Annotated in this window: 22 protein-coding genes and 1 pseudogene; 11 read left to right on the top strand and 12 right to left on the bottom strand. The window is 70.9% G+C overall.

Annotated features, from left to right (window positions below):
- Positions 1 to 60 precede the first annotated feature (60 nt).
- A complete protein-coding gene (locus ACE3T2_RS07750) occupies positions 61 to 1,863 on the bottom strand; it encodes a M2 family metallopeptidase (protein WP_374656399.1) in 1,803 nt (600 codons plus the stop codon).
- Positions 1,864 to 1,943: 80 nt separating this feature from the next.
- A complete protein-coding gene (locus tag ACE3T2_RS07745) occupies positions 1,944 to 2,123 on the bottom strand; it encodes a hypothetical protein (protein ID WP_374656397.1) in 180 nt (59 codons plus the stop codon).
- 535 nt (positions 2,124 to 2,658) lie between these two features.
- Between ACE3T2_RS07745 and ACE3T2_RS07740 the strand changes: the two genes are divergently transcribed.
- Genes ACE3T2_RS07740 through ACE3T2_RS07725 form a run of 4 tightly spaced genes read left to right on the top strand, consistent with a single transcriptional unit; the run spans position 2,659 to position 4,822 of the window.
- Entirely contained in the window at positions 2,659 to 3,267 is a 609-nt protein-coding gene (locus ACE3T2_RS07740; protein ID WP_374656395.1) for a hypothetical protein, read from the top strand.
- Positions 3,264 to 3,782 carry a hypothetical protein gene (locus ACE3T2_RS07735; protein WP_374656393.1) on the top strand — a complete coding sequence of 173 codons (519 nt, stop codon included), beginning with the start codon at positions 3,264 to 3,266 and terminating at the stop codon, positions 3,780 to 3,782. The genes ACE3T2_RS07740 and ACE3T2_RS07735 overlap by 4 nt, the downstream gene beginning before the upstream one ends.
- 15 nt (positions 3,783 to 3,797) lie before the next feature.
- Positions 3,798 to 4,424, top strand: coding sequence for a hypothetical protein (locus tag ACE3T2_RS07730; protein WP_374656391.1), 627 nt, complete (start codon positions 3,798 to 3,800; stop codon positions 4,422 to 4,424).
- 26 nt (positions 4,425 to 4,450) lie between these two features.
- On the top strand, positions 4,451 to 4,822 hold the full coding sequence (locus ACE3T2_RS07725; protein ID WP_374656389.1) for a hypothetical protein: 372 nt from the start codon (positions 4,451 to 4,453) through the stop codon (positions 4,820 to 4,822).
- A 16-nt stretch (positions 4,823 to 4,838) separates the two neighbouring features.
- Here ACE3T2_RS07725 and ACE3T2_RS07720 read toward each other — a convergent pair whose 3' ends face one another.
- Both ACE3T2_RS07720 and ACE3T2_RS07715 read right to left on the bottom strand, forming a co-directional pair.
- Positions 4,839 to 5,621: a LytR/AlgR family response regulator transcription factor gene (locus tag ACE3T2_RS07720; protein ID WP_374656387.1), complete on the bottom strand. Its 783-nt coding sequence runs from the start codon at positions 5,619 to 5,621 to the stop codon at positions 4,839 to 4,841.
- A complete protein-coding gene (locus tag ACE3T2_RS07715; protein WP_374656385.1) occupies positions 5,609 to 6,721 on the bottom strand; it encodes a sensor histidine kinase in 1,113 nt (370 codons plus the stop codon). Before ACE3T2_RS07715 ends, ACE3T2_RS07720 begins: the two co-directional genes overlap by 13 nt.
- Before the next feature lie 213 nt (positions 6,722 to 6,934).
- On the opposite strand from ACE3T2_RS07715, the gene ACE3T2_RS07710 reads away from it, so the two are divergent.
- The gene (locus ACE3T2_RS07710; RefSeq protein ID WP_374656383.1) at positions 6,935 to 7,453 is read left to right on the top strand and encodes a DUF3617 domain-containing protein; all 519 of its coding nucleotides are present in this window, start codon (positions 6,935 to 6,937) and stop codon (positions 7,451 to 7,453) included.
- A gap of 84 nt (positions 7,454 to 7,537) precedes the next feature.
- On the opposite strand, the pseudogene ACE3T2_RS07705 reads toward ACE3T2_RS07710, so the two are convergent.
- Positions 7,538 to 7,663: pseudogene (locus ACE3T2_RS07705) on the bottom strand (PEPxxWA-CTERM sorting domain-containing protein); the annotation flags it as partial.
- 710 nt (positions 7,664 to 8,373) lie between these two features.
- Entirely contained in the window at positions 8,374 to 8,976 is a 603-nt protein-coding gene (locus ACE3T2_RS07700; protein WP_374656381.1) for a DUF2726 domain-containing protein, read from the bottom strand.
- A gap of 121 nt (positions 8,977 to 9,097) precedes the next feature.
- Here ACE3T2_RS07700 and ACE3T2_RS07695 point away from each other — a divergent pair, with 121 nt between their 5' ends.
- Positions 9,098 to 9,526 carry an acetyltransferase gene (locus ACE3T2_RS07695; protein ID WP_374656379.1) on the top strand — a complete coding sequence of 143 codons (429 nt, stop codon included), beginning with the start codon at positions 9,098 to 9,100 and terminating at the stop codon, positions 9,524 to 9,526.
- On the opposite strand, the gene ACE3T2_RS07690 is transcribed toward ACE3T2_RS07695, so the two are convergent.
- On the bottom strand, positions 9,523 to 10,353 hold the full coding sequence (locus ACE3T2_RS07690) for a helix-turn-helix transcriptional regulator (RefSeq protein ID WP_374656377.1): 831 nt from the start codon (positions 10,351 to 10,353) through the stop codon (positions 9,523 to 9,525). The two genes, ACE3T2_RS07695 and ACE3T2_RS07690, sit on opposite strands and share 4 nt — an antisense overlap.
- A 98-nt stretch (positions 10,354 to 10,451) precedes the next feature.
- Between ACE3T2_RS07690 and ACE3T2_RS07685 the strand changes: the two genes are divergently transcribed.
- Positions 10,452 to 11,333, top strand: a complete 882-nt coding sequence (locus ACE3T2_RS07685) for an SDR family oxidoreductase (protein WP_374656375.1) — start codon at positions 10,452 to 10,454, stop codon at positions 11,331 to 11,333.
- Here the strand turns inward: ACE3T2_RS07685 and ACE3T2_RS07680 are convergent.
- Positions 11,330 to 11,917 (bottom strand): histidine phosphatase family protein, encoded by a 588-nt coding sequence (locus tag ACE3T2_RS07680; protein WP_374656373.1) that lies wholly within the window; start codon positions 11,915 to 11,917, stop codon positions 11,330 to 11,332. The two genes, ACE3T2_RS07685 and ACE3T2_RS07680, sit on opposite strands and share 4 nt — an antisense overlap.
- Positions 11,918 to 12,010: 93 nt before the next feature.
- Between ACE3T2_RS07680 and ACE3T2_RS07675 the strand changes: the two genes are divergently transcribed.
- Both ACE3T2_RS07675 and ACE3T2_RS07670 read left to right on the top strand, forming a co-directional pair.
- Positions 12,011 to 12,499 (top strand): hypothetical protein, encoded by a 489-nt coding sequence (locus ACE3T2_RS07675; protein WP_374656370.1) that lies wholly within the window; start codon positions 12,011 to 12,013, stop codon positions 12,497 to 12,499.
- 94 nt (positions 12,500 to 12,593) lie between these two features.
- Positions 12,594 to 13,298, top strand: coding sequence for a glutathione S-transferase N-terminal domain-containing protein (locus ACE3T2_RS07670; RefSeq protein WP_374656368.1), 705 nt, complete (start codon positions 12,594 to 12,596; stop codon positions 13,296 to 13,298).
- A 12-nt stretch (positions 13,299 to 13,310) separates the two neighbouring features.
- On the opposite strand, the gene ACE3T2_RS07665 is transcribed toward ACE3T2_RS07670, so the two are convergent.
- From ACE3T2_RS07665 to ACE3T2_RS07650, 4 genes are all read right to left on the bottom strand, one after another.
- Complete coding sequence (locus ACE3T2_RS07665) at positions 13,311 to 13,529, bottom strand: hypothetical protein (RefSeq protein WP_374656366.1); 219 nt, start codon at positions 13,527 to 13,529, stop codon at positions 13,311 to 13,313.
- 113 nt (positions 13,530 to 13,642) lie between these two features.
- The gene (locus tag ACE3T2_RS07660) at positions 13,643 to 14,185 is read right to left on the bottom strand and encodes a CinA family protein (RefSeq protein ID WP_374656364.1); all 543 of its coding nucleotides are present in this window, start codon (positions 14,183 to 14,185) and stop codon (positions 13,643 to 13,645) included.
- A gap of 4 nt (positions 14,186 to 14,189) precedes the next feature.
- Positions 14,190 to 14,585, bottom strand: coding sequence for a DUF6766 family protein (locus tag ACE3T2_RS07655; protein ID WP_374656362.1), 396 nt, complete (start codon positions 14,583 to 14,585; stop codon positions 14,190 to 14,192).
- A 31-nt stretch (positions 14,586 to 14,616) separates the two neighbouring features.
- Positions 14,617 to 15,147 (bottom strand): hemerythrin domain-containing protein, encoded by a 531-nt coding sequence (locus ACE3T2_RS07650; RefSeq protein ID WP_374656360.1) that lies wholly within the window; start codon positions 15,145 to 15,147, stop codon positions 14,617 to 14,619.
- Positions 15,148 to 15,332: 185 nt separating this feature from the next.
- On the opposite strand from ACE3T2_RS07650, the gene ACE3T2_RS07645 reads away from it, so the two are divergent.
- Positions 15,333 to 20,360, top strand: a complete 5,028-nt coding sequence (locus ACE3T2_RS07645; RefSeq protein WP_374656358.1) for an alpha-2-macroglobulin — start codon at positions 15,333 to 15,335, stop codon at positions 20,358 to 20,360.
- A 131-nt stretch (positions 20,361 to 20,491) separates the two neighbouring features.
- A complete protein-coding gene (gene pbpC, locus ACE3T2_RS07640; RefSeq protein WP_374656356.1) occupies positions 20,492 to 22,558 on the top strand; it encodes a penicillin-binding protein 1C in 2,067 nt (688 codons plus the stop codon).
- Positions 22,559 to 22,564 lie beyond the last annotated feature (6 nt).

Here is a 22,564-nt window from a genome sequence, read left to right as displayed (position 1 = left end):
TAAACGATCGGGCGCCGAAGACGGTTAAGGCGAAGCTATATTTCGGCGCCCGACCTGTCGTCACCAGCCGCAGGACTCGCCCTTGTTCTGAATGGTCAGCCAGTCGTTCAGCGGTTTGAAGTACGCGGTCACCGCACTGGCGTCGCCGGTCTTTTCGCCGGTGAACGCCTCCATCGCCTGCGGCCAGGGCTTGGAGGCGCCCATCTCCAGCATGGCGTTGAACTTCTGGCCCATCGCCTTCTGGTCATAGACCGAGCAGCGGTGCAGCGGCCCCTTCCAGCCGATCTGGCGGCAGGCCGCGCGATGGAACTGGAACTGATAGATGTGAGCCAGGAAGTAGCGGGTGTAGGGCACGTTGGCCGGCACATGGTACTTCGCGCCGGCGTCGAAGGCGTCGGCCGGGCGCTCGGCCGGCGGCGTAAGCCCCTGATACTTCAAGCGAAGCTTCCACCACTCGCTGTTGTAGGTCTCCGGCGTCGCCTGGCCGGAGAACACCTCCCAGCGCCAGCGGTCGACCATCAGGCCGAAGGGCAGGAAGGCGATCTTGTCGAGCGCCATCTTCAGCAGGAAGGGGATGTCCTCGTCCGCGCCCGGCGCCTTGTCCAGCAGGCCGATCTGCTGGAGGTAGGTCGGAGTCAGGGCCGAGAGGCCGATGAAGTCGCCGATCGCCTCGTGGAAGCCGTCGTTTGCGCCGTTCTTGAACAGGAACGGCTGATCCTTGTAGGCGCGCTGGTAGAAGTTGTGCCCAAGCTCGTGATGGACCGTGTAGAAGTCGTCGGCGTCGACCTTGGTGCACATCTTGATGCGGATGTCGTCGCGGTCGTCGAGGTCCCAGGCCGAGGCGTGGCAGACCACCTCGCGGTCCTTCGGGCGGGTGATCATCGAGCGCTGCCAGAAGGTCTCCGGCAACGGCGACTGGCCGATCGAGGTGTAGAATCCCTCGCCGGTCTTGACCATTTTGGTTGGGTCATAACCCTTTGAAACCAACAACTTGTCGAGGCTGTAGCTCGACGTCGCAGTCTTCGGCTGGACGACGTCGTAGATGTTGCCCCACTGCTGAGCCCACATGTTGCCCAGCAGGTCGGCGCGGATCGGCCCCTTCCGCGGCTGCACCGCATCGCCGTACTTGTCGTTCAGGCGCGCGCGCACATAGCAGTGCAGGTTGCGATAGAACGGCTCGACCTGGCTCCACAGCCGGTCGGTCTCGGCCGCGAACGCGTCGGGGTCCATGTCGTAGTTCGAGCGCCACAGCGCCCCGGTGTCCTTGAAGCCCAGGCCCTTGGCGCCCTCGTTCGAGAGCGCCGCCAGCTTGGCGTAGTCGCCGCGCATCTGCGGCGCCACCGAATGCCAGCCTTCCCAGACCGCCTTCAGCTCGGCCGGATCGCGGCTCTTGGCCAGGATATCCTCGGCGTCGTTGAGGGTCAGGGTCTTGCCGCCGTACTGGAACTTGCCCGAGGAGAAGGTCGAGTCCAGGCGGGTGGCGATGGTCGCCAGCTCGGCTGCGGCGCCCGGCCGGTCAGGTGCGGGCGAAACCAGGAAGAGCTTGAGAAGCTTCAGCTTTCGCGCGGTGACCGGATCGACGGCGACGCCGTCGTACTTGGCCGCCTCGCGCGCGTAGCGGGCGGTCAGCTCGTTCTGTTCGGCCGTGGCCTTGGCCTCCAGCCACTGAGTATCCTCGGTGATGTAGGTCGCCCGCACCCACGAGGACTTGGCGACGTACTGGTTGAAGGCGGCGAGGTCGGCCTCGGCCTTGTCGACGAAGGCCTTGGCTTCGGCCGGGGTTGGCTTTGCGCCCTGGGCGCCGGCGGCGGGCGCGAAGGCGAACAGGGCGACCGCCGTGGCGGCCAGCAGATGGGATTTCATTCCTTGAGGCGTCCCTAAAGCGGTATTTGCGGCCCTTCCGGCCGCGCTGTCAGGGAAAGGAACGCCTCAGGCGCGAGCCGTCAAGCCGAGAGGCGCGCCTCGGTCGCCGCAACGCGAATCGCGCTCTCCACCGACGCCTGGGCGTCGGATTGCGACAGGTCGAGGCCCTGGGCGATGGTCTCGCCGTCCTCATCGAAGATCCGCCACGCCCAGCCGCTCTCGGCGTGGGCGAGGGAGTAGGCGAACGGGGAATCCGTCAAAAGCGCCTCCACTGGACTCATGCCGCAATGCAGCATGTCGGCTTTATGACGACTCCAACGCCCGTATGAGTCAAGCGTTGCGAGGTTTGCGCCGCAACACGAAAAGTTGGCCCAGGCTGGAGCCGACTGTGGGAACCCAAAGCGGCGAGCGGCGCTCCGGTTGGAATTTTCATGCCAGATCAAACGTCTGTGAGCGAACGGAAACGGGCCGGGCGCGGCGGGCGGAGCCGTCGCAGCGGCCAGGCCAATCGTCATCGCGCCCGCCGATCCTGCCGATAGCGCGGCGGCCGGCCGCTCCGAAAAGCTGCCGAAAGGCGAGTTCGGCCGCTCGCAACCCCGGACGCGGGCTACCACGGGCAGCAGCGGGTCCCTTCCATCATTCCTTTCGGCAGGCAGGCCGCGAAAGGGTCGCGAAAGCCCTCTAACGGCAGGTTTTCGCCCTCGCCCTCCAGGAACCGGCCCGACGGCGGGGTCACGCCCGCAGGGATGGCGCGCAGAGGTCGCGCTTCCGCAACCTTGGCGAGCGCCATCGCCCATGCTACTGCCAAGCTTGGGAGACCGGGCGATGCTGGCGGTGCTGATAGGTTTGAGCGTATTCGCGCAGGCGGCGCCCGACCAGGTCGCCGCCGCGATCGCGACGCCGCCGGCGGCGGTCGCGGCCCCGGCGGCGCCGGGGTTCGTACGTCTGCCGGCCGGCGCCCAGCTCGAGGTCGAACTCGTCGACCCGCTCAGTTCCGCCACCAGCAAGCTCGGCGACCGCTTCGCCCTGAGGCTGGCCGCGCCGATCGTGAGCGGCGGCGTCGAACTGGCGCCCGCCGGCGCCCTGGGCGAGGGCGAGGTCATCGACGCCGCCCGCGCCGGCATGGGCGGCAAGCAGGGCAAGCTGATCATCTCGGCCCGCCGCCTGGACCTGGCCGGCCGCCAGGTGCGCATTCGCGGCATGTCGCTGATGGCCGCGGGCAAGAGCCGCGTGGACCTGGCGACCGGGGTGATGCTGGTCCCCTATGTCGGCGTCGCCTCGATCCTGATCGAGGGCGGCGAGATTCAGATACCTGCCGGCGCCCGCGGGACGGTGCGGCTGGCCGAGGACGTGGATTTTCCGGCCGTCGCGTCGCCGGCCGCCCCCGGGGAAACGACACCATGAAAGCTCTGGCCATCTTCGCGACGGGCGCCTGCCTCGCCCTCGCGCTCGGAACCTCCAGCCTGGCGCAGGACGCCCAGCCCGAAGCCGCGCCCGCGCCGGCTCCCGAGGCCGCGCCCGCAGCCGCTGCCCCGGCCCCCGCTCCGGCCGCCGACGCCGCGAACGGCAAGGCGCGCATCGTGTTCTTCCGCCCGGGCCGTCTGACCGGCGCGATCTATACCTACCACATCGTCGAGGTGGGCGATGACGGCAAGCCGGCCAAGGGCGCCGAGCGCCTGGGCGACCTGCCCAACGGCGGCGCGTTCGCGCTCGAGGTCGAGCCGGGCGTCCACGCCTACAACATCACCGGCCCCATGGCGGTGAACAAGGCCGAGGACCGCCTGCGGATGGAGGCCGAGCCGGGCCAGACCTACTATGTCGAACAGACCGTCCGCATGGGCCTGGTCACCGGCGGCTTCCGGCTGGTCCCGGCCGACGAGGCTCGCTTCACCGCGTCCAAGGTGAAGTTGGAAAAATAGGCGGCGGAGAGCCCCATGACCGGCCGGTCGCCAAGCGGCTTCAATCGCAAGCTCACGCAGGTTGTCGCCGCGCGACTGGAGCGGGGACAGGACCGCGCGAGCTTGCTGGCCGAGCTAGAAAGCCGGCTTGGCCGGGACGAGGCCGCCGCGATCCTCGATCGCGTCGAGGCCGCCGCGCCGCGGGCCGACCCGCGGCGACCGGCCGGCCGGTTGGAGACCGTTGTGCGCGTGGCGGCCTGTGCCTGGGCGGCGCTGCTTGTTCTCCAGAATCTCGGCGTCGTGTCCGGCGCGCGCTCGATTCTCGGCGGGGGTTCGCCCCTCGATCACCAGTCCGCGCTGGCGACCTCGATCGCCGTAGGCGGCGTGGTCAAGATCGGGCTACTGGCGGTAACGGCGGCTCTGTTCCTGGCCGGGCGATCCCGGGCGCGCTTCCTGACGTTCGCCGCGGCCATCATCTACGCCTATCCGGCCGGGCTATTCATCGAAGCCGCCCTCACGCCGAACCGCCCGGCCCCCGAACCGCGCATATTCTGGACTGGCGGAGCAATCCTGTCCTACGCGGCCGCTGCAGCCTTGATCGTACTGTGGCGCAAGGCGAGCGAGCGGCCCGATCCGACGCCGATCGCCGAGCAGTTCCGCTGAGGCCGCCCCTCGCCTAGGCTCGCAGCATGTTCCACGACGAGGCCGGGCCGGACTGGATGGGCAAGGCGAAGCGGGCGGCGCGCACGCTGAACGCGACGACGCGCGGCGCGCGCGGGGCCGGGCATTCGGTCTATGTGGTGCTGCTGCGCGACCGGCGGCGGGCCGACCCGTGGGGGCTCTATGTCGGCCAGACCTCGCGCGATCCCGACCTGCGTTTCGACCAGCACAAGGCCGGCTACAAGGCCAGCGGCGCGGCCCGGCGGTTCGGGTTGCGGCTGCTGCCGGCGCTGACCGAGCATCTCAATCCGATGCGCGCCTGGGAGGCGCTGGACCTCGAGGCGGCGCTGGCCGAAGCCTTCGTCGCCGCCGGCGTGCCGTGGGTCGAGGGCGGGCATTAGAGGCGCGAAGCACCTGTCAGTGGGCCGCGACGCCCGGCGACCTGTCCAGGCCCAGGGCCGAAACGACGCGGGCGGCGTAGCTCGCCCCCACATCGACCATGGCGCCGTCCTCTGTTTGCAACCGCATCAGGTTGCGCCCATTCCGCTCCACGCGCCGAACCAGGTCGAGACGAACGAACGCCGAGCGATGCACCCGAATGAGCTGTGCGGGGTTCAGGCGACGCTCGAGCTCGCCCATCGTCGTCCGCAAGATGTATGTCCGGCTGGCGGTATGCAGCAGGGCGTAGTCGCGGGCCGCCTCGATCCGGCGGATCTGGTTGACGTCGAGACGGATGAAGCCGTCGCGCTGCTTGATCCAGAACGCATCGTGGTAGCCAGGATCGTCCGGAACGGGCGCGGGAACCAGCGGCGGACCGCCGATCCCGGTGTTCCGCGCAGCCTGAAGCCGCCGCCCGGCCCGTCGGATCGCCTCCTGCACGCGATCGAACCGGACCGGCTTGAGGATGTAGTCCGCCGCGTCGAGCGCGAACGCTTCCAGCGCAAAATCGGTGAACGCCGTCACGAAGACGATCTCAGGGCGAACCTGCGCCTGGGCGAGCGCTCGCGTCACGGCGATCCCGCTCCGTCCCGGCATCTGGATGTCGAGGAGAACGAGGTCCGGCTTCAGGTCGGCGATCCGCTGCTGCGCATCGTCGCCATCGATCGCCGAGCCGACCAGCTCGACCTCGGGAATGAGCTCCAGGCATGCCCGCAGCCTCTCCAGGGCCAGCGGTTCGTCGTCGACGATCAGGATACGCACGCCAGACCTCCCTCTGCGAGCTGCTGGTCGATCTGGAGCGGCATGACCAGCTCAGCCGTATATCGCCCCTCGACCAAGCAGGTCCGCAGACCGCCGCGATCGCCGAACAGCGCCTCCAGCCGGGCCCGGACGTTGGCAAGGCCGACGCCGGCGCCGTTCGCGGCCGCGTGGACCGGGCCGATCGCCGCATCGTCCGTGACGGTCAGGACCAGGCGTCCGGCCGAGGCGCGCGCCCGGATCGCGATCGTCACCGGACGCTTGGCCTGGGCGACGCCATGCTTGATGGCGTTCTCGGCCAGAGGCTGAAGGATGAAATGGGGCACCATGGCGCGCCGCAGGGGCTCGGCGGACTCGATCTCGACCACCAGCCGGTCGCCGAAGCGCGCGGCCTCGATGTCGAGATAGGAGCCGGTGATGTCGAGTTCGTCCTCCAAGGGGACGAGGTCGCCGGGCGCGAGCGTCAGGGACGCCCGGAAGAACTCCGAGAGCCGGATGACCACCGCCTCGGCCTCGACCTTCCGGTCCGCTCCGATCAGGGCGGTGACCGCGTTCAGCGCGTTGAAGAGGAAGTGGGGATTGATCTGGAAACGCAGGGCGGTGAGCTGGGCGGTCTGGGCGGCGGCCTGCGCCGCGGCCAGCCGCCGCTCCTGGTCGCGCATGCGGGCCGACGCGGCCGCAAGTTCAATGGCCGCGACGTAGAGGCCGTAGATCCAGACGTAGATCAGAATGTTGAAGACGAAGCCGTCGATCAGGGCCGGCAACTGGTTCGCCGCCCGGAAAATCCGGGCGCTGACGACGAAGGCCTGGTGGTCGAGCGCGGAATGGACGACGGCGGCGACCAGCGCGGCGGCCAGCAAGACGCCAAGCCGCGTGCGGCCGGCCGCGTCGCGCAACACGCGGCCAAGGCCGTAGAGTCCCATGGAAAAGACGAAGCCACAGGCGACGATCCCCAGGTAAGCGGTCGTTTCCCAGACCGTTACGCGCCCAGTCCTCAAGGCCGGGGCCTGGAAGACGACAAGGGTGAACAGCCAGAAGACCAGGGTCAGCCAGACGATCGCCGGCCGCCGGCTCCAGTTGATCTCTCGACGTGGCGTAGGCATCGGCCGCTTCCTTCCAAACCAAGCCTATACTGTTTGGGCCCGCCCTCGCGCATGCTCGTCGCAAGGAATGCAGGGCTCGTCGCAGCCGTCGCAGGCTTCGGCCGGCCCGACCGTGGGTTCATCGCAGAAATCCGTCGACTGATCGCGCGGTCGTTGCCCGCCGTCGCGGACCACGCCCATTGCGCAGGCTCCCTTGACCAGAGCCGAGCCGCCATGCGCCCGATCCCGATCCTCGCCCTCACCCTCCTCGCCGTCGCCGCCTGCGGCCAGCAGGCCCCGTCCGCAGCCCCGGCCGCCGGCGAAACCACCGCCCGGCCCGCGGCCGCAACGCCGGGCGGGACGCCGCCCCTGGACGCCCGGGGCGTTCCACGTTTCCGGCCTGGCCTCTACGAGATCGTGCAGGTCTCCGACGGCGAGCCGCCCGAGACCAGCCGCGAGTGCCTGGGGACCGGCGCCTCGGCCGAGTTGCGCGATATCCTGACCCGGAAACCCAGCCCCGAGTGCAAGATTTCGCGGTCGAGCGGGCCAGCGGGGCTGCAGGTCGCGACCGAGTGCCGGCAGAACGGGAACATCAACCGACTGCGGCTGACCCTGACGGGCGGCGAGACGGCCTACAGAATGACCCTGGCCATCGCCGTGACCACTCCGAACGGCGAGACTTCAAGCACCGAGTCCGCCATTCAGGGCCGCTGGCTGGGCGCCTGCGCCGAAGGCGCAGAAGAGGACCGATAACCGCGGCGGCGAGCGCCGCCTTCCCGGTTTGCAAAAGCCCCGCTCCCGACTGAAGGGAGCGGGGCTCGCAGGTCTGGCCGGCGATTACGGACAGCCCAGAGAGAGATTCGCCGCGCTACGCCGGCGGGTGGAGCGCAGCATCGCGCCGGTCGCGCCGAAACCGACGATCATCAGCGCCCAGGTCGAGGCTTCCGGCACCCCGCTCACCACGCCGAGGTCGCCGTAGATCCGCATTTCGTTGAGGCCATAGGCGTAGTCCCCAAACGGGTAGGGCCGGGTCGCGGCGACCGAGCGCGGGCGGAACTGGATGTATCGATATCCCCCGCTTCGGGCCGCGAAGGTCTGGGCGTCGATCTCGGTGTCATGCTCGGCCAGCATCTTGCCGTTGACCAGGCGCACGATCCCGCCGCCCAGAGTGAACCCGTTGGCGCCGTCGGCGACCAGCTCCGATCCCGCCAGGATCTCGAAGCTTCCCACGCCGCGGTCGAAATGGTGGGCGTTGTGCGTGTTGAAGAGTTCGAAGGTCAGGTTCGAATAGACGTCGCCCAGGTCGATCGTGATGTAGGCGAGCGGGTTGGTGTCGCGGTGCAGCCAGAAGGAACCGTCGAAGGCGGCTTCGGGCGCGATCGCGCCGGTCTGGCGGTTGAAGATGTTTGCGGCATCCCAGGCCGAACCGAGGCTTTCCGTCGCCCCGACGATATTGCCGCCGCTCATCACGATCTGGGCGGCGTGCGCAACGTTGGCCGAGGCGAGGACGGCCGTCGCTGCGACCGCCAAACTAAGCTTTCTCATATTGAAACCCCATTTACAGAGGCGTGCAGAGGGGCCTTCCCGCCCCTGATCGACATCTGGTTTGCGATGAGCCCGACAGGCTTTGCGACGAGCGCCCGTCGGCCGGGCGGGCGGCTATCGCCCCGATGCTAGGATGAGGCGCGGGCGCCTTCGGCCACGCGCGAGATGGCGCGAGCCAGTTCGTCGGCGGGGTGTGTCGGGGTGATCTCGATATAGGCGACGCCAGCCAGGCGCAGCGCCTCGCGCTTGACCGCGTCCCGGGCAGGCGCAGAGCCCTGGTGATGCCCCTCGCCCTGATACTCGACCGCGGCCAGGGGCTCACCGGTCCGTGAGATAAGCAGGATGTCGACGCGCTTGCTGTTGATGGCGCGATAGGCTGCATCATCCGGCGACGACAGGATTTCGCCGAGGCTGACCTGGGCCATGACCCGCCAGTCCAGCCGTTGGGCGCTGATTGCATTCTCAGCGGCGTAGAAGACCTGGGCCTCTGACCGCGACATCAGCCGACGCTTGCGGAAGGTGGCGCCGATCACCGCACGGAGCTGGTCGACGGCGTCCCCTGGCGGGTCAGACTCGCCCGCGCGCGGCGCAAACTTCACGACATTCCTGGCCGGCCGCTTCGCCGACCAGGCCTTTCGCGCCCGCCGCGCCCGCCACTTCTCACCGTACCAGCCGGCCAGGAACGCCCCGGCGGTGAGCAGGAAGATCAGGATGATCAGGTCGTTGGACATGCGCGCCCCCGCCTCCGACCGGTGAAGCCTGAACGATCAAAGCGCGCAAGGACAGCTGCTGCAAGCCACAGGCGAACGCGCAGGCCTTTCGCCCAACTCTCCGACGGCCTATCTGGCGGCCATGATCAGAGCCATGACGCCCGACGACGCCCCTGCCCTGCTGGCCCTCTGGCGCGGCGCGGTGGAGGCGACGCACCATTTCCTGACGCCCGCCGACATCGAGGGGCTTGAGCCGGAGGTGCGCGGCTATCTGGCCAGCGGGGCGGAGATCTGGGTGGCCGAACGAGATGGGGCGGCGGCGGCCTTTCTCGGTCTGGACGACGCAGAGATCGCCACCCTGTTCGTCGATGCGGCGTGGCGCGGCCAGGGGGTGGGGCGGGCGCTGGTGGCCTTCGCGCTCGAACGCGGGGCCGATTGGGTGCAGGTCAACGAGCAGAACCCGCAGGCGGTCGGCTTCTACGAGGCGATGGGGTTCGCTCATGCCGGGCGCTCGCCGGTGGACAGCGCCGGGCGGCCCTTCCCGCTGCTGACCCTGAAGCGGAAGGCCTAAGGCGCGGCCTTCAGCGCCGCGGCGATCGCGGCGGCGTCGTCCGCCGTGGCGGGGTTGTAGACCAGCAGGCTGAGGTCGGGCCGCGCGTCGACCGCGAACACCGAATATTCGAACGAGACCAGGCCGAGCACAGGATGCCGGATCTGCTTGACCGCCTCGGCGTGGCCGGGGACCGGGCTCTCGCGCCAGAGGGCGGCGAACTCAGGGCTGGCGCGGCTGAGTTCCTCGACCAGGGGGGCGATGTCCTCGGACGCCCCGGCGCGGGCGGCCTCGATGCGGAAGGCGCCGACCACGAAGCGCGCCACATGCTCCCAGTTCAGGTAGGCGTCGCGGCGCCGCGGGTCTAGGAACAGCGAGCGCAGGAGGTTGCGGTCCTGCGGCGCGGCGGCGGCGAAGTCGGACAGCATGACGGTGGCGGCCCGGTTCCAGGCGAGGACGTCCCAGGCCGCCGTGCGGATCAGGGCCGGCGCGGGGTCGAGGGCGTCGAGCACCCGCTGCAGCCGGGGGGTGACGCTGTCGTTGCGGCGATAGCGCGCCTGGGGCGGGCGGCCCAGCGCCAGCAGGAAGAGATTCTCGCGCTCCGCCGGCGCCAGCACCAGGGCCGCGGCGATGCGCTCCAGCGCCTGGGCCGAGGGCGCGCCGCCGCGGCCCTGCTCCAGCCAGGTGTACCAGGTGGCGCTGATGCCCGCCCGCTGGGCGACCTCCTCGCGGCGCAGGCCGGGCGTGCGCCGCCGCTCCGCCGGAAATCCCAGGGCGGCGGGATCGAGCCGGGCGCGGCGATCCTTCAGATAGGCGCCGAGCTGTCCGTCTTCGGGGCGGCCGGTCATCCTGTTAGTCCTTATACCCCGATAATCTCACGACTTTACCAGGATACATCGGCGCCGCGAGACTGTCTCCGGACATTGGATTTGACGGAGATTCAGCCATGCGGGTGTTCGTGACCGGGGCGAGCGGGTTCGTAGGGTCGGAGGTGGTCGCCGAGCTGATCGAGGCCGGACACCAGGTGTCGGGCCTGACGCGGTCGGCGGCGGGGGCGCAGGCCCTGGAGGCGATGGGAGCGGCGGCCCATCATGGGTCGCTGGACGACCTGGACGGGCTGAAGCGCGGGGCCGAGCAGGCCGACGGCGTGATCCATCTGGCCTTCAACCACGACTTCTCGACGTACCAGGCCAATTGCGAGGACGACCGGCGGGTGATCGCCGCCCTGGCCTCGGTGCTGGCAGGCAAGCCGCTGCTGGTGACCTCGGGGACCGGGATGGGCGCGGCGGGCCCGGGACGGCTGGCGCTGGAGACCGATCCGCCCGCCAGTACGGCGGCCAGTCCGCGGGCGGCCTCGGAAGAGGCGGCGGACGCGGCGGCGGCGCAGGGCGTGAGGGCCTGCGTCGTGCGCCTGCCGCAGGTGCACGACCCCGAGCGGCAGGGCTTGATCACCTATGCGGTGCAGGCGGCGCGGGAGAAGGGCGTCAGCGCCTATGTCGGCGAGGGAACCGGCCGCTGGGCCGCCGCCCACCGGCTGGACGTGGCGCGGCTCTACCGTCTGGCGCTGGAGCAGGCCCAGCCCGGGGCGCGCTACCACGCGGTGGCCGAGGAGGGGGTGCCGATGCGCGCCATCGCCGAGACCGTCGGACGACGGCTGGGCGTGCCGGTCCGCTCGATCGCGCCGGACGAGGCGGCCGCGCATTTCGGCTGGCTGGCCATGTTCGCCGCCGCCGACGCGCCGGCCTCCAGCGCCCTGACGCGCGAGCGCCTGGGCTGGACGCCGACCGGCCCAGGACTGCTGGAGGACCTGGCGCGGCTGCCGCTCTAGGCGGGAGCGGTCGCGGTCTCGCGGAGGTGGGCGCGCTCGTTGAGGGCGACGATGTTCCGCTGGCCGCCGCGGGCGCACATGTAGCGGTGGACGCTGGTGTAGCCGGGCTCGAAGAACAGCCGCGGCGCCATGCCCAGCACATGGGCGGTCCAGACGTTGATCACCCCGCCGTGGCAGAAGACCGCGACCCGCTGGCCGGGATGGGCGGCGATCACCTCCTCGAGGCCGGAGACCACGGCGGCGTGGAAGGCCTCGATGTCCATGTCGTGCTGGCCGCTGGCCATGGCCAGCCACGCCTCGTAGTTCTCGCGCTTGAGCACCTCCATCGGGATGTAGGAGCCGCTGTCGCGGTCGAACTCGGCCACCCCCTCGTGCAGGCTGATCTCGTGGCCGAGATGGGCGGCGAAGGGCTCTGCGGTCTGGACCGCGCGGCGCATCGGGCTGGACCAGACCGCGTCGGCGCCCTCGTGCGCCAGCCAGGCGGCGACCTTACGCGCCTGGTCGTGGCCCTCGGCCGACAGGTCGGGATCGGAGCTGTCGTCGCGGCGCACCGGCAGGCCGTGGCGGATGAGGATCAGTTCCATGACGCTTTCCTTGGGTCTGACCCGCCTTATCCCCGAGCCGCAGGGGCGGCGCCAAGGGTGACGGTGCGGAAGGGGCCGGTCGCGAAATCTTGCGTGTTCTCCGCCCGCCTGACGGGCGATAGTGAAGAGCCTGGAAGGAGCCATGCCATTCGCGCCGCCTGCCTCATCGCCGCCCTCCTGCTGGCCGCTCCGGCGGCGGCGTCGGGCGCCGACGGCGCGGACCGGCCGATCGAGGCGCGGCCGGCCGACAATTCGTGCCGGGACTATGCGGACGGCTCCAGCCGCTGCGTGGGGCCGGACGGGCATGTGCGGATCGAACGGCTGGACGAGAACGGTCGCAGGCGAACGACCTCGACCGACCCGAAGCTCTGGGGAACCTCGAACGGCGACGGCAGCGGGATCACCCCGCCGCCTGGCCTGCTGGACCACCGCCCGGAATACCGCCGAGAGGCCTATGGCCGGGTGACCGAGCCGTGGACCGCGCCGCGGACCGCCCCGGCCAAACCGTCGAGTTCGGGCGTGCAGGTTCCGGGTTCGGATGGTTGCTCGGTCGCAGGCGGGCAGATGCGCTGCCGGCGGTGAAACGGGCCGCCGAACCCCGATCGCGCCGATAGGGACTGGCGCGGCGCCGTCGCGCCGCCCAATTATCGCGTCCCCCTTCGCCCAGGAGCGCCCCGTGGCCGACCTTTCCGCCTTTCCGATCACCCGCCGCTGGCCCGCCCAGCATCCCGACCGCCTGCAGCTCTATTCCCTGCCGACGCCCAACGGGGTGAAGGTCTCGATCATGCTGGAGGAGATCGGCCTGCCCTATGAGCCGCACCTGGTCGACTTCGGGACCGACGACCAGAAGACGCCCGAGTTCCTGTCGCTGAACCCGAACGGCAAGATCCCGGCGATCCTGGATCCCGACGGTCCGGGCGGAAAGCCGCTGGCGCTGTTCGAGTCCGGCGCGATCCTGATCTACCTGGCCGAAAAGACCGGCCAGCTGCTGCCCGCCGATCCGGCGCAGCGCTACGAGACCCTCGAATGGCTGATGTTCCAGATGGGCGGGATCGGGCCGATGTTCGGCCAGCTCGGCTTCTTCCACAAATTCGCGGGCCGCGAGTACGAGGACAAGCGCCCGCACGAGCGCTATCGCGCCGAGGCCGAGCGGCTGCTGGGGGTGCTGGAGACACGGCTGGCCGACCGGCCGTGGCTGGCGGGCGAGGACTACACCATCGCCGACGTCGCGACCCTGGGCTGGGTGCGCAACCTGATCGGCTTCTACGAGGCGCGGGAGATCGTCGCCTTCGACAAGCTGAAGAACGTGCCGGCCTGGCTGGAGCGCGGGCTGGCGCGGCCGGCGGTGCAGCGGGGGCTGAACATTCCGGCGCGGGCGTAAGGGGGCGGCGCCTCAGCGCCCGGCGGCGGCCCTGAGCTTCAGCGGCGTTCCGCGCGGGAAGGTCATCACGCAGCGGTGGCCTTGCCAGACCACGACGTGGGAGGCGGCGGCGTGCTCGCCCAGCACCTCGATGGCGTGGGTGACGGCGACGGCGTCGGAGGCGCACTCCACGGCTTCGAAGCTGGGGGCCAGTCCGTCGGGCCGGGTGGGGTAGAACGTATAGAGAGCCATCGGGACGTGCGCTTTCGCGCGTCGCCGGAAGCGAAGGGCGCTTTCGTTCTGCAACGCGAGCGGGAGCCTACGCCCTTGCGACCGCGTGCGGGGATTATTCGCGCGACAGGCGATCACGTTCGCGGCGCCGCGGCCGAGCTTGCCTGCGCCGTCTCCTCCAGGCGCTCCATCAGCATCTGCAGGCCGGTTTCCAGGCAGGCCAGGCGCAGGGCCGCGCGACCGGCGTCGCCGAACTCCATATGGCGGGCGACCACCTCGCGCCCACGCGCGGCGCTGGCGAACCAGACGCGGCCGGCGGGCTGGCCGGGCGCGGCCTCCATCCAGCCGGTGACGGCCAGCGTCAGGTCCGCGCCGGAGCGTTCCAGGGCCCCGGCGGCCATGGCGCTGGCGGCGGGCTCCGAAACCGGACCGGGTCCTGAGAGCACGCCGTCCGGCACCCCCAGCATCTGATGCTTGGCTTCGTCGGTATAGGTCACGAAGCCGCGCTCGAAGGCGTGGGAGCAGCCGGGGACGTCGGTCAGCAGCGAGGCCAGCAGCCCGCCGGTGCAGCTCTCGGCCGTGGCGAGCTTCAGGCCGCGCTCGCAAGCGGCCTTCAGCACGCGATGGACCAGGGCCTCGGTCGGCGGCGGCAGGATCGGGCTGAGGGCCTCGGCCATGGCGTCAGGCCTCGGTGTGGGCGTGCGGCTTGGAGTGGCCCGAGGTGCGCAGGTAGCGCTCGTCGATCTCGCGCAGCATGGCCTCGCCCCGCTCGGCTCCGACCAGGCGAATGAGCGCGTCGAGCTTGGCCTCGGCGCGGTCGTCGTTCTCCTTGGAGGCCGGCGAGCCGACATAGAGGAAGTAGGCCAGGCCCACGACCTGCCAGATCAGCTGCAGGAACTCGGACTGCCAGTTCTCGAAGGTGTCTCGGCCCATCTCGACAAGATAGCCCCCGATCGCCGGTTGGGCGTGCAGGGCGGTCTGCTCGTCGAGATAGGCGTACCATCCGAACGCCCAGTGCCCGGCGATCGAGACCAGGAAGAAGATGGCGGTGAGCCATCCATAGGCGTAGCGCTTCATGGCGTTCTCCCACGTTTCCGCGGGCGCCGCGTCAGGCGGTCAGACCGACATGCTGGACGCGGGCGCCCTTCAGGGCATGGACCTGCTGGACCGGCAGGCCGGACGCCGCGAACTGGGCCAGCAGCTCGGCCTTGCGGGCGCGCATGCGCTCGGCCAGGGCGTCCATGTCGAGGCCGGCCTCGCGCGCCTGGGCGAAGATGCCTTCGACCCGCATCTCCTCTTCCTTGACGTGGTGCTCGATCTCCTCTGACAGCACCTTGACCTTGGCGTCGTAGAAGGGGTCGGACGGCGCGCCGTCGACCAGTTCGGCGATCAGCATCTTGGCGCCGTCGTGCTCGACATAGGCCTCGTCGAGGTCGGAGTCCTCGACCTTGCCGCGGCAGGCCGGATAGAAGATTTCCTCCTCGATCAGGGTGTGCACGGTCAGCTCGGTGCAGATCTCCTTGACCAGGGCGGCCTTGCGCGTCGCGACGCGGGCCTTCTCGAACTGGGCGAACAGGTCCTCGACCTTGCGGTGGTCGGCCTTCAGCAGCGCGATCGCATCGGGCTGAGACGAAGCCATGGGGTCCTCCGTTGTAAGGCAGGCGGCGCAGCGCCGCGGGCGTGATGTCAAACACCATCCCGCAGGCGCGGTTCCGAAGGGCCGCTTGCACGCGTCCTCCACAGGCCCGTCACCTACCCGAGATTGACGGAGCGGAGCCTTTCGCGTCCCTTGGCGCCTGCGACATTCTGTCAGGAGAACGACCGATGGCCAGCGACGAGACCCCCGGTTCGGCCCGGAGCTGGCTCAACAGGCTGAAGACGAGCCGGATGCCGGGGCTGCTGGCCGCGGGCCTGGTGGTCGCCTCGTTCGGCGGCGGCTTCATCGCCGCCAAGGGCTTCGACGGATTCGCCAAACCGGCGGCGGAGAGCAAGGCCGAGCCGGGGGCGCAGGGCTGGTCGCTGTTCGGCAAGCTGCGCGGGGCCAATGCGCCGCGGCGAGGGATTCCGAAGCCCGAAGGGTTCGCCGTCTGGCGCCACCGGATCGAGACCGGCGGGAACCAGCCGGCCGCCTGCATCGAGATGACCCGGCCGCTGGACCCGGCCAAGTCCTATAGCGACTTCGTGCTGATCTCGCCCGACCTCGGCCGCACCCCGGCCGTGAGCGTGAAGGGCGCGGAGCTGTGCATCGCCGGGACCGGCTTCGCCGACCGCCGCGTGACGCTGCTGAAAGGGTTGCCTGCCAAGGGCGGCGAGACCCTGGCGGCCAACGCCGACGTCGACTTCACCTTCGGGGAAAAGCCGCCCTATGTCGGCTTCGCCGGCGAGGGCGTGATCCTGCCGCGCGAGGACGCCGACGGCATCGGCATCGAGACGGTCAATGTCAGCCGCCTCTCGATCGAGGTCTGGCGGGTGGTCGACCGCAACCTGGTGCGCAAGTCGATCAGCGCGCCGGACCCGACCGGCGAGGGCGAGTATCCCAGCGACTATGGGTCGGACAGCGCCGACGACGAAGGGCGCGTGGTCTGGAAGGGCGAGGTCAACGTGACCACGCAAGGCGCGGGCGAGCGGGTGACGACGGTCTTCCCGCTGGGCGCGGTGCTGAAGGAGATGAAGCCGGGCGCTTACGTGATCAAGGCGCGCGACGCCTCGGGCGGACGCGACCTGAAGGGCGGCGGCGAGGACGACTACGACCCCAATCCGCCGGCCCAGGCGCGGCGCTGGGTGGTGTTCACCGACATGGCCCTGGCCGCCTACGACGGCTCCGAGGCGCTGGACGTGGTGGTCCGCTCGCTGAAGACCGCCAAGGTGATGCCGAACGTGAAGGTGACCCTGGTCGCCCGCAACGGCGAGGACCTGGCGGTCGCCAAGAGCGACGCGCAAGGGCGCGTGAAGTTCGACCGCCCGCTGCTGGAGGGCGAAGGCGCGGCCGACGCCAAGATGGTGATGGCCTATGGCGACCAGGGCGACCTGGCGGTCATGGACCTGGACCGCGCGCCCGTGGACCTGTCCAAGCAGGGCATCGGCGGGCGCACCGACGACTCCGGCACGTCCGGCCGCTCGGTGGCGAGCACCATCGACGGCTATCTCTATGCCGACCGCGGGATCTATCGGCCCGGCGAGACCGCACACCTGAACGCGCTGCTGCGCGACCGCGAGGCCCGCGCGGTTAAGGACCGCAAGGGGGTGCTGGTGGTGCGCCGGCCCTCGGGCGTGGAGTTCAAGCGCTATCCGTTCGACAAGGCCCCGCTGGGCGCCGTGCCGGTCGACATCGCCTTGCCCAAGAGCGCGCCGCGTGGCCGCTGGACCGCCCGGCTGGAGATCGACGGGCTGGACAAGCCGGCCGGCGAGCTGTCGTTCCAGGTCGAGGATTTCGCCCCGCAACGGCTGGCGGTGACCGCCGTCGGCCAGGAGGCGACGCCGCTGAAGATGGGCGAGACGCGCAATGTCGAGGTGACGGCGCGCTTCCTCTACGGCGCGCCGGGCTCGGGCCTGCAGACCCAGGGCGAGGCGCGGCTGCGCGTCGACCCCAACCCGTTCCCGGCCTTCGAGGGCTATGAATGGGGCGACCAGCGCGAACCCTTCGCCGAGCAGTTCATCGAGGTCGGCGAGAGCGTGACCGACGGGTCGGGCCGCGCGGTGCTGGCCGTGCCGTCGGAGGCGGCCGGCGACACCGCCCAGCCGCTGACCGCAGCCTTCGTCGCCAGCGTGTTCGAGCCGGGCGGGCGGCCGGTGCGCGAAAGCCTGGACCTGAAAGTCCGTACTCGGAACGTCTATCTCGGCGCCAAGGTCGAACAGGGCGATTCCGCCGGCAAGGGCGACCCGGTCACCAGCATCGACCTGATCGCGGTCGACGCCGCGGGCCGGCGGATCGCGGCGCCGGGGACAACCTACGCCCTGATCGCCGAGAACTGGGACTACGACTGGTTCCAGCAGGACGGCCGCTGGCAGTGGCGGCGCACCAGCCGCGACGTGGTGATCACCCGCGCGAGCGTGAACCTGGCGGCGAACGCGCCGACCAAGATCAGCCGCCGGCTCGGCTGGGGCGACTACCGGCTGGAGATGACCGGACCCGGGGGCGCCAAGAGCGTGATCCGCTTCGCCTCCGGCTGGGGCGCGCCGGCCAAGGACGTCGAGGCCCCCGACTTCGTGCGCGTCAGCGCCGGAACCAAGACCTATGCGCAGGGCGACACGGTCGAGATCACCCTGAAGCCGCCCTATGAAGGCGAGGCGCAGGTCGCCGTCGCCACCGACCGGCTGATCGACCTGAAGACCGTCACCGTCGGCAAGGACGGGGCCAAGGTCCGGCTGAAGACCAGCGCCGCCTGGGGTGGCGGGGCCTATGTGCTGGTCAGCGTGATCCAGCCGCGAGACCCTGTTTCCTCGCCCAAGCCCAAGCGGGCCCTGGGCCTGGTCTATGTGCCGCTGGAGCCCAAGGGCCGCCGGCTGGAGGTGACGATCGACACCCCGGCCAAGATCGACTCCAAGGCCGTGCTGGAAGTGCCGATCGTCATCAAGGGCGCCGGTTTCGGCGGCCGCGCGCACGTCACCCTGGCGGCGGTGGACGAGGGCATCCTGCAACTGACCAAGTTCCAGAGCCCCGACCCGGTGAAGTGGTACTTCGGCAAGCGGGCCCTGACGCTCGACTATCGCGACGACTACGGGCGGCTGCTGGATCCGAACCTGGGGGCGCCGGCCAACGTGAACTTCGGCGCCGACGGCATCGGCGGCGAGGGGCTGAGCGTGACGCCGATCAAGACCGTGGCCCTGTGGTCGGGCGTGGTCGAGACGGGCCTGGACGGCAAGACGAAGATCAAGCTGCCGGCCGCCCAGTTCAACGGCGAGCTGCGGCTGATGGCGGTGGCCTGGACCGACAACGCGGTCGGGTCGGCGAGCAAGCCGCTGACCGTGCGCGAAGCGGTGGTCGCCGACCTCGCCCTGCCCCGCTTCCTGGCGCCGGGCGACAAGGCGTTCGCGACCCTGGAGCTGCACAACATCGAGGGCAAGGTCGGGCAGTACATCGCCCAGCTGACCAGCGAGGGCGGCATCCTCGCTCCGTTCAAGAAGGCCTTCCAGCTGCTGCTGGGCCAGCGCATCGCCGAGAAGATTCCCTTCGACGCGCCGGGCCGCGCCGGCATCGGCAAGATCGGCTTCAAGGTCAGCGGACCGGGCTTCGAAACCGGCAAGGACTATCCGATCCAGACCCGGCTGGGCTGGAGCGCGGTGACGCGGACCACCTACGAACTGCAGCAGGCGGGCGCGGCCTATACCCCCGCCTCGAGCCTGCTGGCCGGGATGGCGGCCGGCGACGTGACCCTGCACGTCAGCTACTCGCCGTTCCGCGGCTTCGACCCGGCGCCGATCGCCAACGCCTTGTCGCGCTATCCCTACGGCTGCACCGAGCAGACGGTGTCGGGGGCCTATCCGCTGATCTATGCGGCCGAGGTGGCCAGCGATCCGAAGGCTAGGCGCACCTCGGCCGCCCTGGCCGGGGCGGTCGGGCGGCTGCTGGACCGCCAGACCCTGGACGGGGCCTTCGGCCTCTGGCGGGTCGGCGACGGCGAGGCCGATCCCTGGCTGGGCGCCTATGTCACCGACTTCCTGATCGAAGCGCAAAAGGCCGGCGCGCCGGTGCCGCAGGACGCGGTCGACCGGGCGCTGTCGGCGATGCGGCAGGTCTCGCGGCCGGAGGGCTGGGCCTCGGTATCCTATCGGATGGAGTATCCGAGCTGGTGGGCGGGGTCGGAGGAAGCCTCCAAGAAGGCCACCGAGCGGATGCGCAGCCGCGCCTCGGCCTATGCGCTCTACGTGCTGGCCAAGGGCGGGCGCGGCGACTTGGCGCGCCTGCGCTGGTGGCACGACGTGCAGATGAAGACCGAGGCCTCGCCGCTGGCCAAGGCCCAGGTCGGCGCCGGCCTGGCGATGATGGGCGACAAGGCCCGCGCCCGCTCGGCCCTGCGCCAGGCGGCCGCCTCGCTCGGATGGCGCGACGAGGCCGACTGGTACCAGAGCCCGCTGCGCGATATCGCCGCCGTGGTCGCCCTCGCCTACGAGGCGGGCGAAGCGGACATCGCCCGCGGCCTGCAGAAGCGCCTGGAGAACGCGGTGAAGGACCCCGACGCGCTCAACACCCAGGAACAGGCGCGCCTGCTGCAGGCGGCCCACTGGATGCTGAAGGCGGCCGGCGCCATCCGCATCGACGCCAAGGGCGCCCAGCCGCTGAGCGCCATGGGCGGGGCCCCGCGCTGGGCAGTCGGCAAGCTGGCGGAGGCCCGCTTCGTCAACGCCGGCAAGGGCGCGCTGTGGCGGACCGTGACGGTGACCGGCACCCCGGTCGCCGCGCCGCCGGCCGAGGAGAACGGGCTGTCGCTCAACAAGCGGCTGGTCGGGTTCAGCGGCGGGGCGGTCGATGCCTCGGCCCTGCGCCAGGGCGATCGGGTGATCGTGCTGGTCACCGGGCGGTCCGACCAGGCGCGGTCGATGGCCCTGGTGGTCGACGATCCGCTGCCGGCCGGCTTCGAGATCGAGACCGTGCTGGGGCCGGACGACGCGCAGAGCGGGCCGTTCAAGTTCCTGGGCGAGCTGTCGAACGCCGACGTGCAGGAGGCCCGCGACGACCGCTATGTCGCGGCCATGGACCTGGCCGGAAAGGGCTCCTTCGCCTTCGCCTATGTGGCGCGGGCGGTGACGCCGGGCGACTTCCTGCTGCCGGGCGCCCAGGCCAAGGACATGTACCGCCCGACCCTCTCGGCGCGCACCGGCGCCAGCCGCACGGCGATCGCGCCGGGACCATGAGGCACGTACGCAACCCTTCTCCCCCTGCGGGAGAAGGTGGCGGGCGAAGCCCGACGGATGAGGGGGCTGCGGCGGTTGGGTCGGCAGAGGCGGCGGGAGCTGAAACGCCGCCCCCCTCATCCGCCCCCGCTATGCGGGGCCACCTTCTCCCGCGAGGGGAGAAGGAAAGGGCTCGCCGGCTCACTTTGGGATTGATCGCCCTGCTCGGCGTGGAGGCGGCGGTGTTCGCCGTGGACGCAATCCTGCCGCCGGACATGGGGCGGGCGGAGCGGTCTTCGCCGGTGGCGCTGGATCGGCGGGGGGCATGGCTGCGGGCGCTGCCGGTGGAGGACGGACGCTGGCGGATCCGGGCGGACCTGAACCGGACCGACCCGAGTTTCCAGCGGCGGCTGGTCGCCATCGAGGACAAGCGGTTCTGGCTGCACCCGGGCGTCGACCCGGCGGCGATCGTGCGGGCGGCGGGGTCGGCCGTGCTGCACGGGCGGGTCAGTTCGGGCGCCTCGACGCTCAGCATGCAGACGGCGCGGCTGCTGGAGCCGCGGCCGCGGACGATCCCCGCGAAGCTGATCGAGATGGCGCGGGCCGTGCAGATCGAGGCGCGGCTGAGCAAGCGCGAGATCCTGGCGCTCTACCTGACCTTGGCGCCCTATGGCGGAAACCTGGAAGGCGTGCGGGCCGCCAGCCTGTCCTACTTCGGGCATGAGCCGGAAACCCTGACGGCGGGCGAACAGGCGCTGCTGATCGCCCTGCCGCAGTCGCCGGAGGCGCGGCGGCCCGACCGGCGGCCGGAGGCGGCGCGGGCGGGGCGGCGCGAGGTGCTCGACAAGATGATCCGCACCCACGCCCTGACCGAGGTCGAGGCGGCCGAGGCCGAGGGCGAGCCCCTGCCCGGCCGCGCGAAGTTCCCGGCCTTCGCCTGGCACGCGGCGGGCGAGCTGGCGCGAGCCGCGCCCCACGATCAGGCCTCGGTGATCTCGACCCTGGACGCGGGGCTGCAGGCGCGGCTGGAGCCGCTGGCCGCCGCGGCGGCGCGCAGCCAGGGGCCCGAGGCGACGGCGGCGATCCTGGTGGTGGAGATCAAGGGCCGGGCTGTGCGCGCGGCGGTCGGCTCGGGCGGCCTAGCGCGCCCTGGCGGCTGGATCGACATGACCCGGGCGATCCGCTCGCCCGGGTCGGCGCTGAAGCCGTTCATCTACGGCCTGGCCTTCGACGACGGGCTGGCCGCGCCGGACACCGAGATCGAGGACGCCGCAAGGCGGTTCGGCGACTACCAGCCCGAGAACTTCGACCGCATCTTCCGGGGCAAGGTGACGGCGCGCGAGGCGCTGACCTATTCGTTGAACGTGCCGGCGGTGGAGATGCTGGACAAGGTCGGGCCCGCCGCCTTCGAGGCGCGGTTGGACGGTGTCGGGATTAACCTGGTGCGGCCGCGGGCGCAAACCCGCGAGGCGGGGCTGGCCATGGCGCTGGGCGGGGTCGGGATCAGCCTGCGCGACCTGGCGGTGCTGTACGCGGCGCTGGGCGACGGCGGCGTGGCCAAGCCGCTGGCCTGGACCGAAGGCGAGGCCCGGCGACGCGAGGACCAGGGCGGGCGGCGGCTGATGCGCAAGGAGGCCGCCGACCAGGTGCTGGCCATCCTGCGCGAGACCCCGCCGCCGGCCGGGGCTACGGCGGCGGCCCTGACCCGGGGCAGGCCGGTGATGGCCTTCAAGACCGGCACCTCCTACGGCTTCCGCGATGCGGTGGCGGCCGGCGTGGTCGGCCCGTACGTGGTGGCGGTGTGGACAGGACGGGCCGACGGCGGGGCGCGCGGCGGTCTGACGGGGCGGGATGCGGCCCTGCCGCTGCTGTTCGACGCCGCCGACCTGATCGACGCGCCGGCCAGCGCGCCGCGCCCGATCGCCCCGCGCGGCGCGCCGCAGGCCCTGGCCAGGCTGGAAACGCAGGACGTGGGCCCGCGGCTGGTCTTCCCGCCCGACGGCTCGACCGTGCAGGTGGAGGCGTTCGGACCCGGCTCGCGCGGCCTGGTGCTGGCGGCCGGCGGCGAGGCCCTGAGCTGGTACGTGAACGGCGAGCCGCTGGGCGTGGACGCCGTCAGCGGCCGGACGGTCTGGCGGCCGAAGGGGCCGGGTTTCTACCGGCTGACGGTCGTCGACGGCCAGGGCCGCAAGGCCAGCGCGCGGGTGCGCATCAAATAGCGTCCT

The sequence above is a fragment of the Phenylobacterium sp. genome (assembly GCF_041919955.1).
In the GTDB taxonomy this organism is placed as follows: domain Bacteria; phylum Pseudomonadota; class Alphaproteobacteria; order Caulobacterales; family Caulobacteraceae; genus Phenylobacterium.
This window is presented reverse-complemented; position numbering and strand designations above follow the sequence as displayed.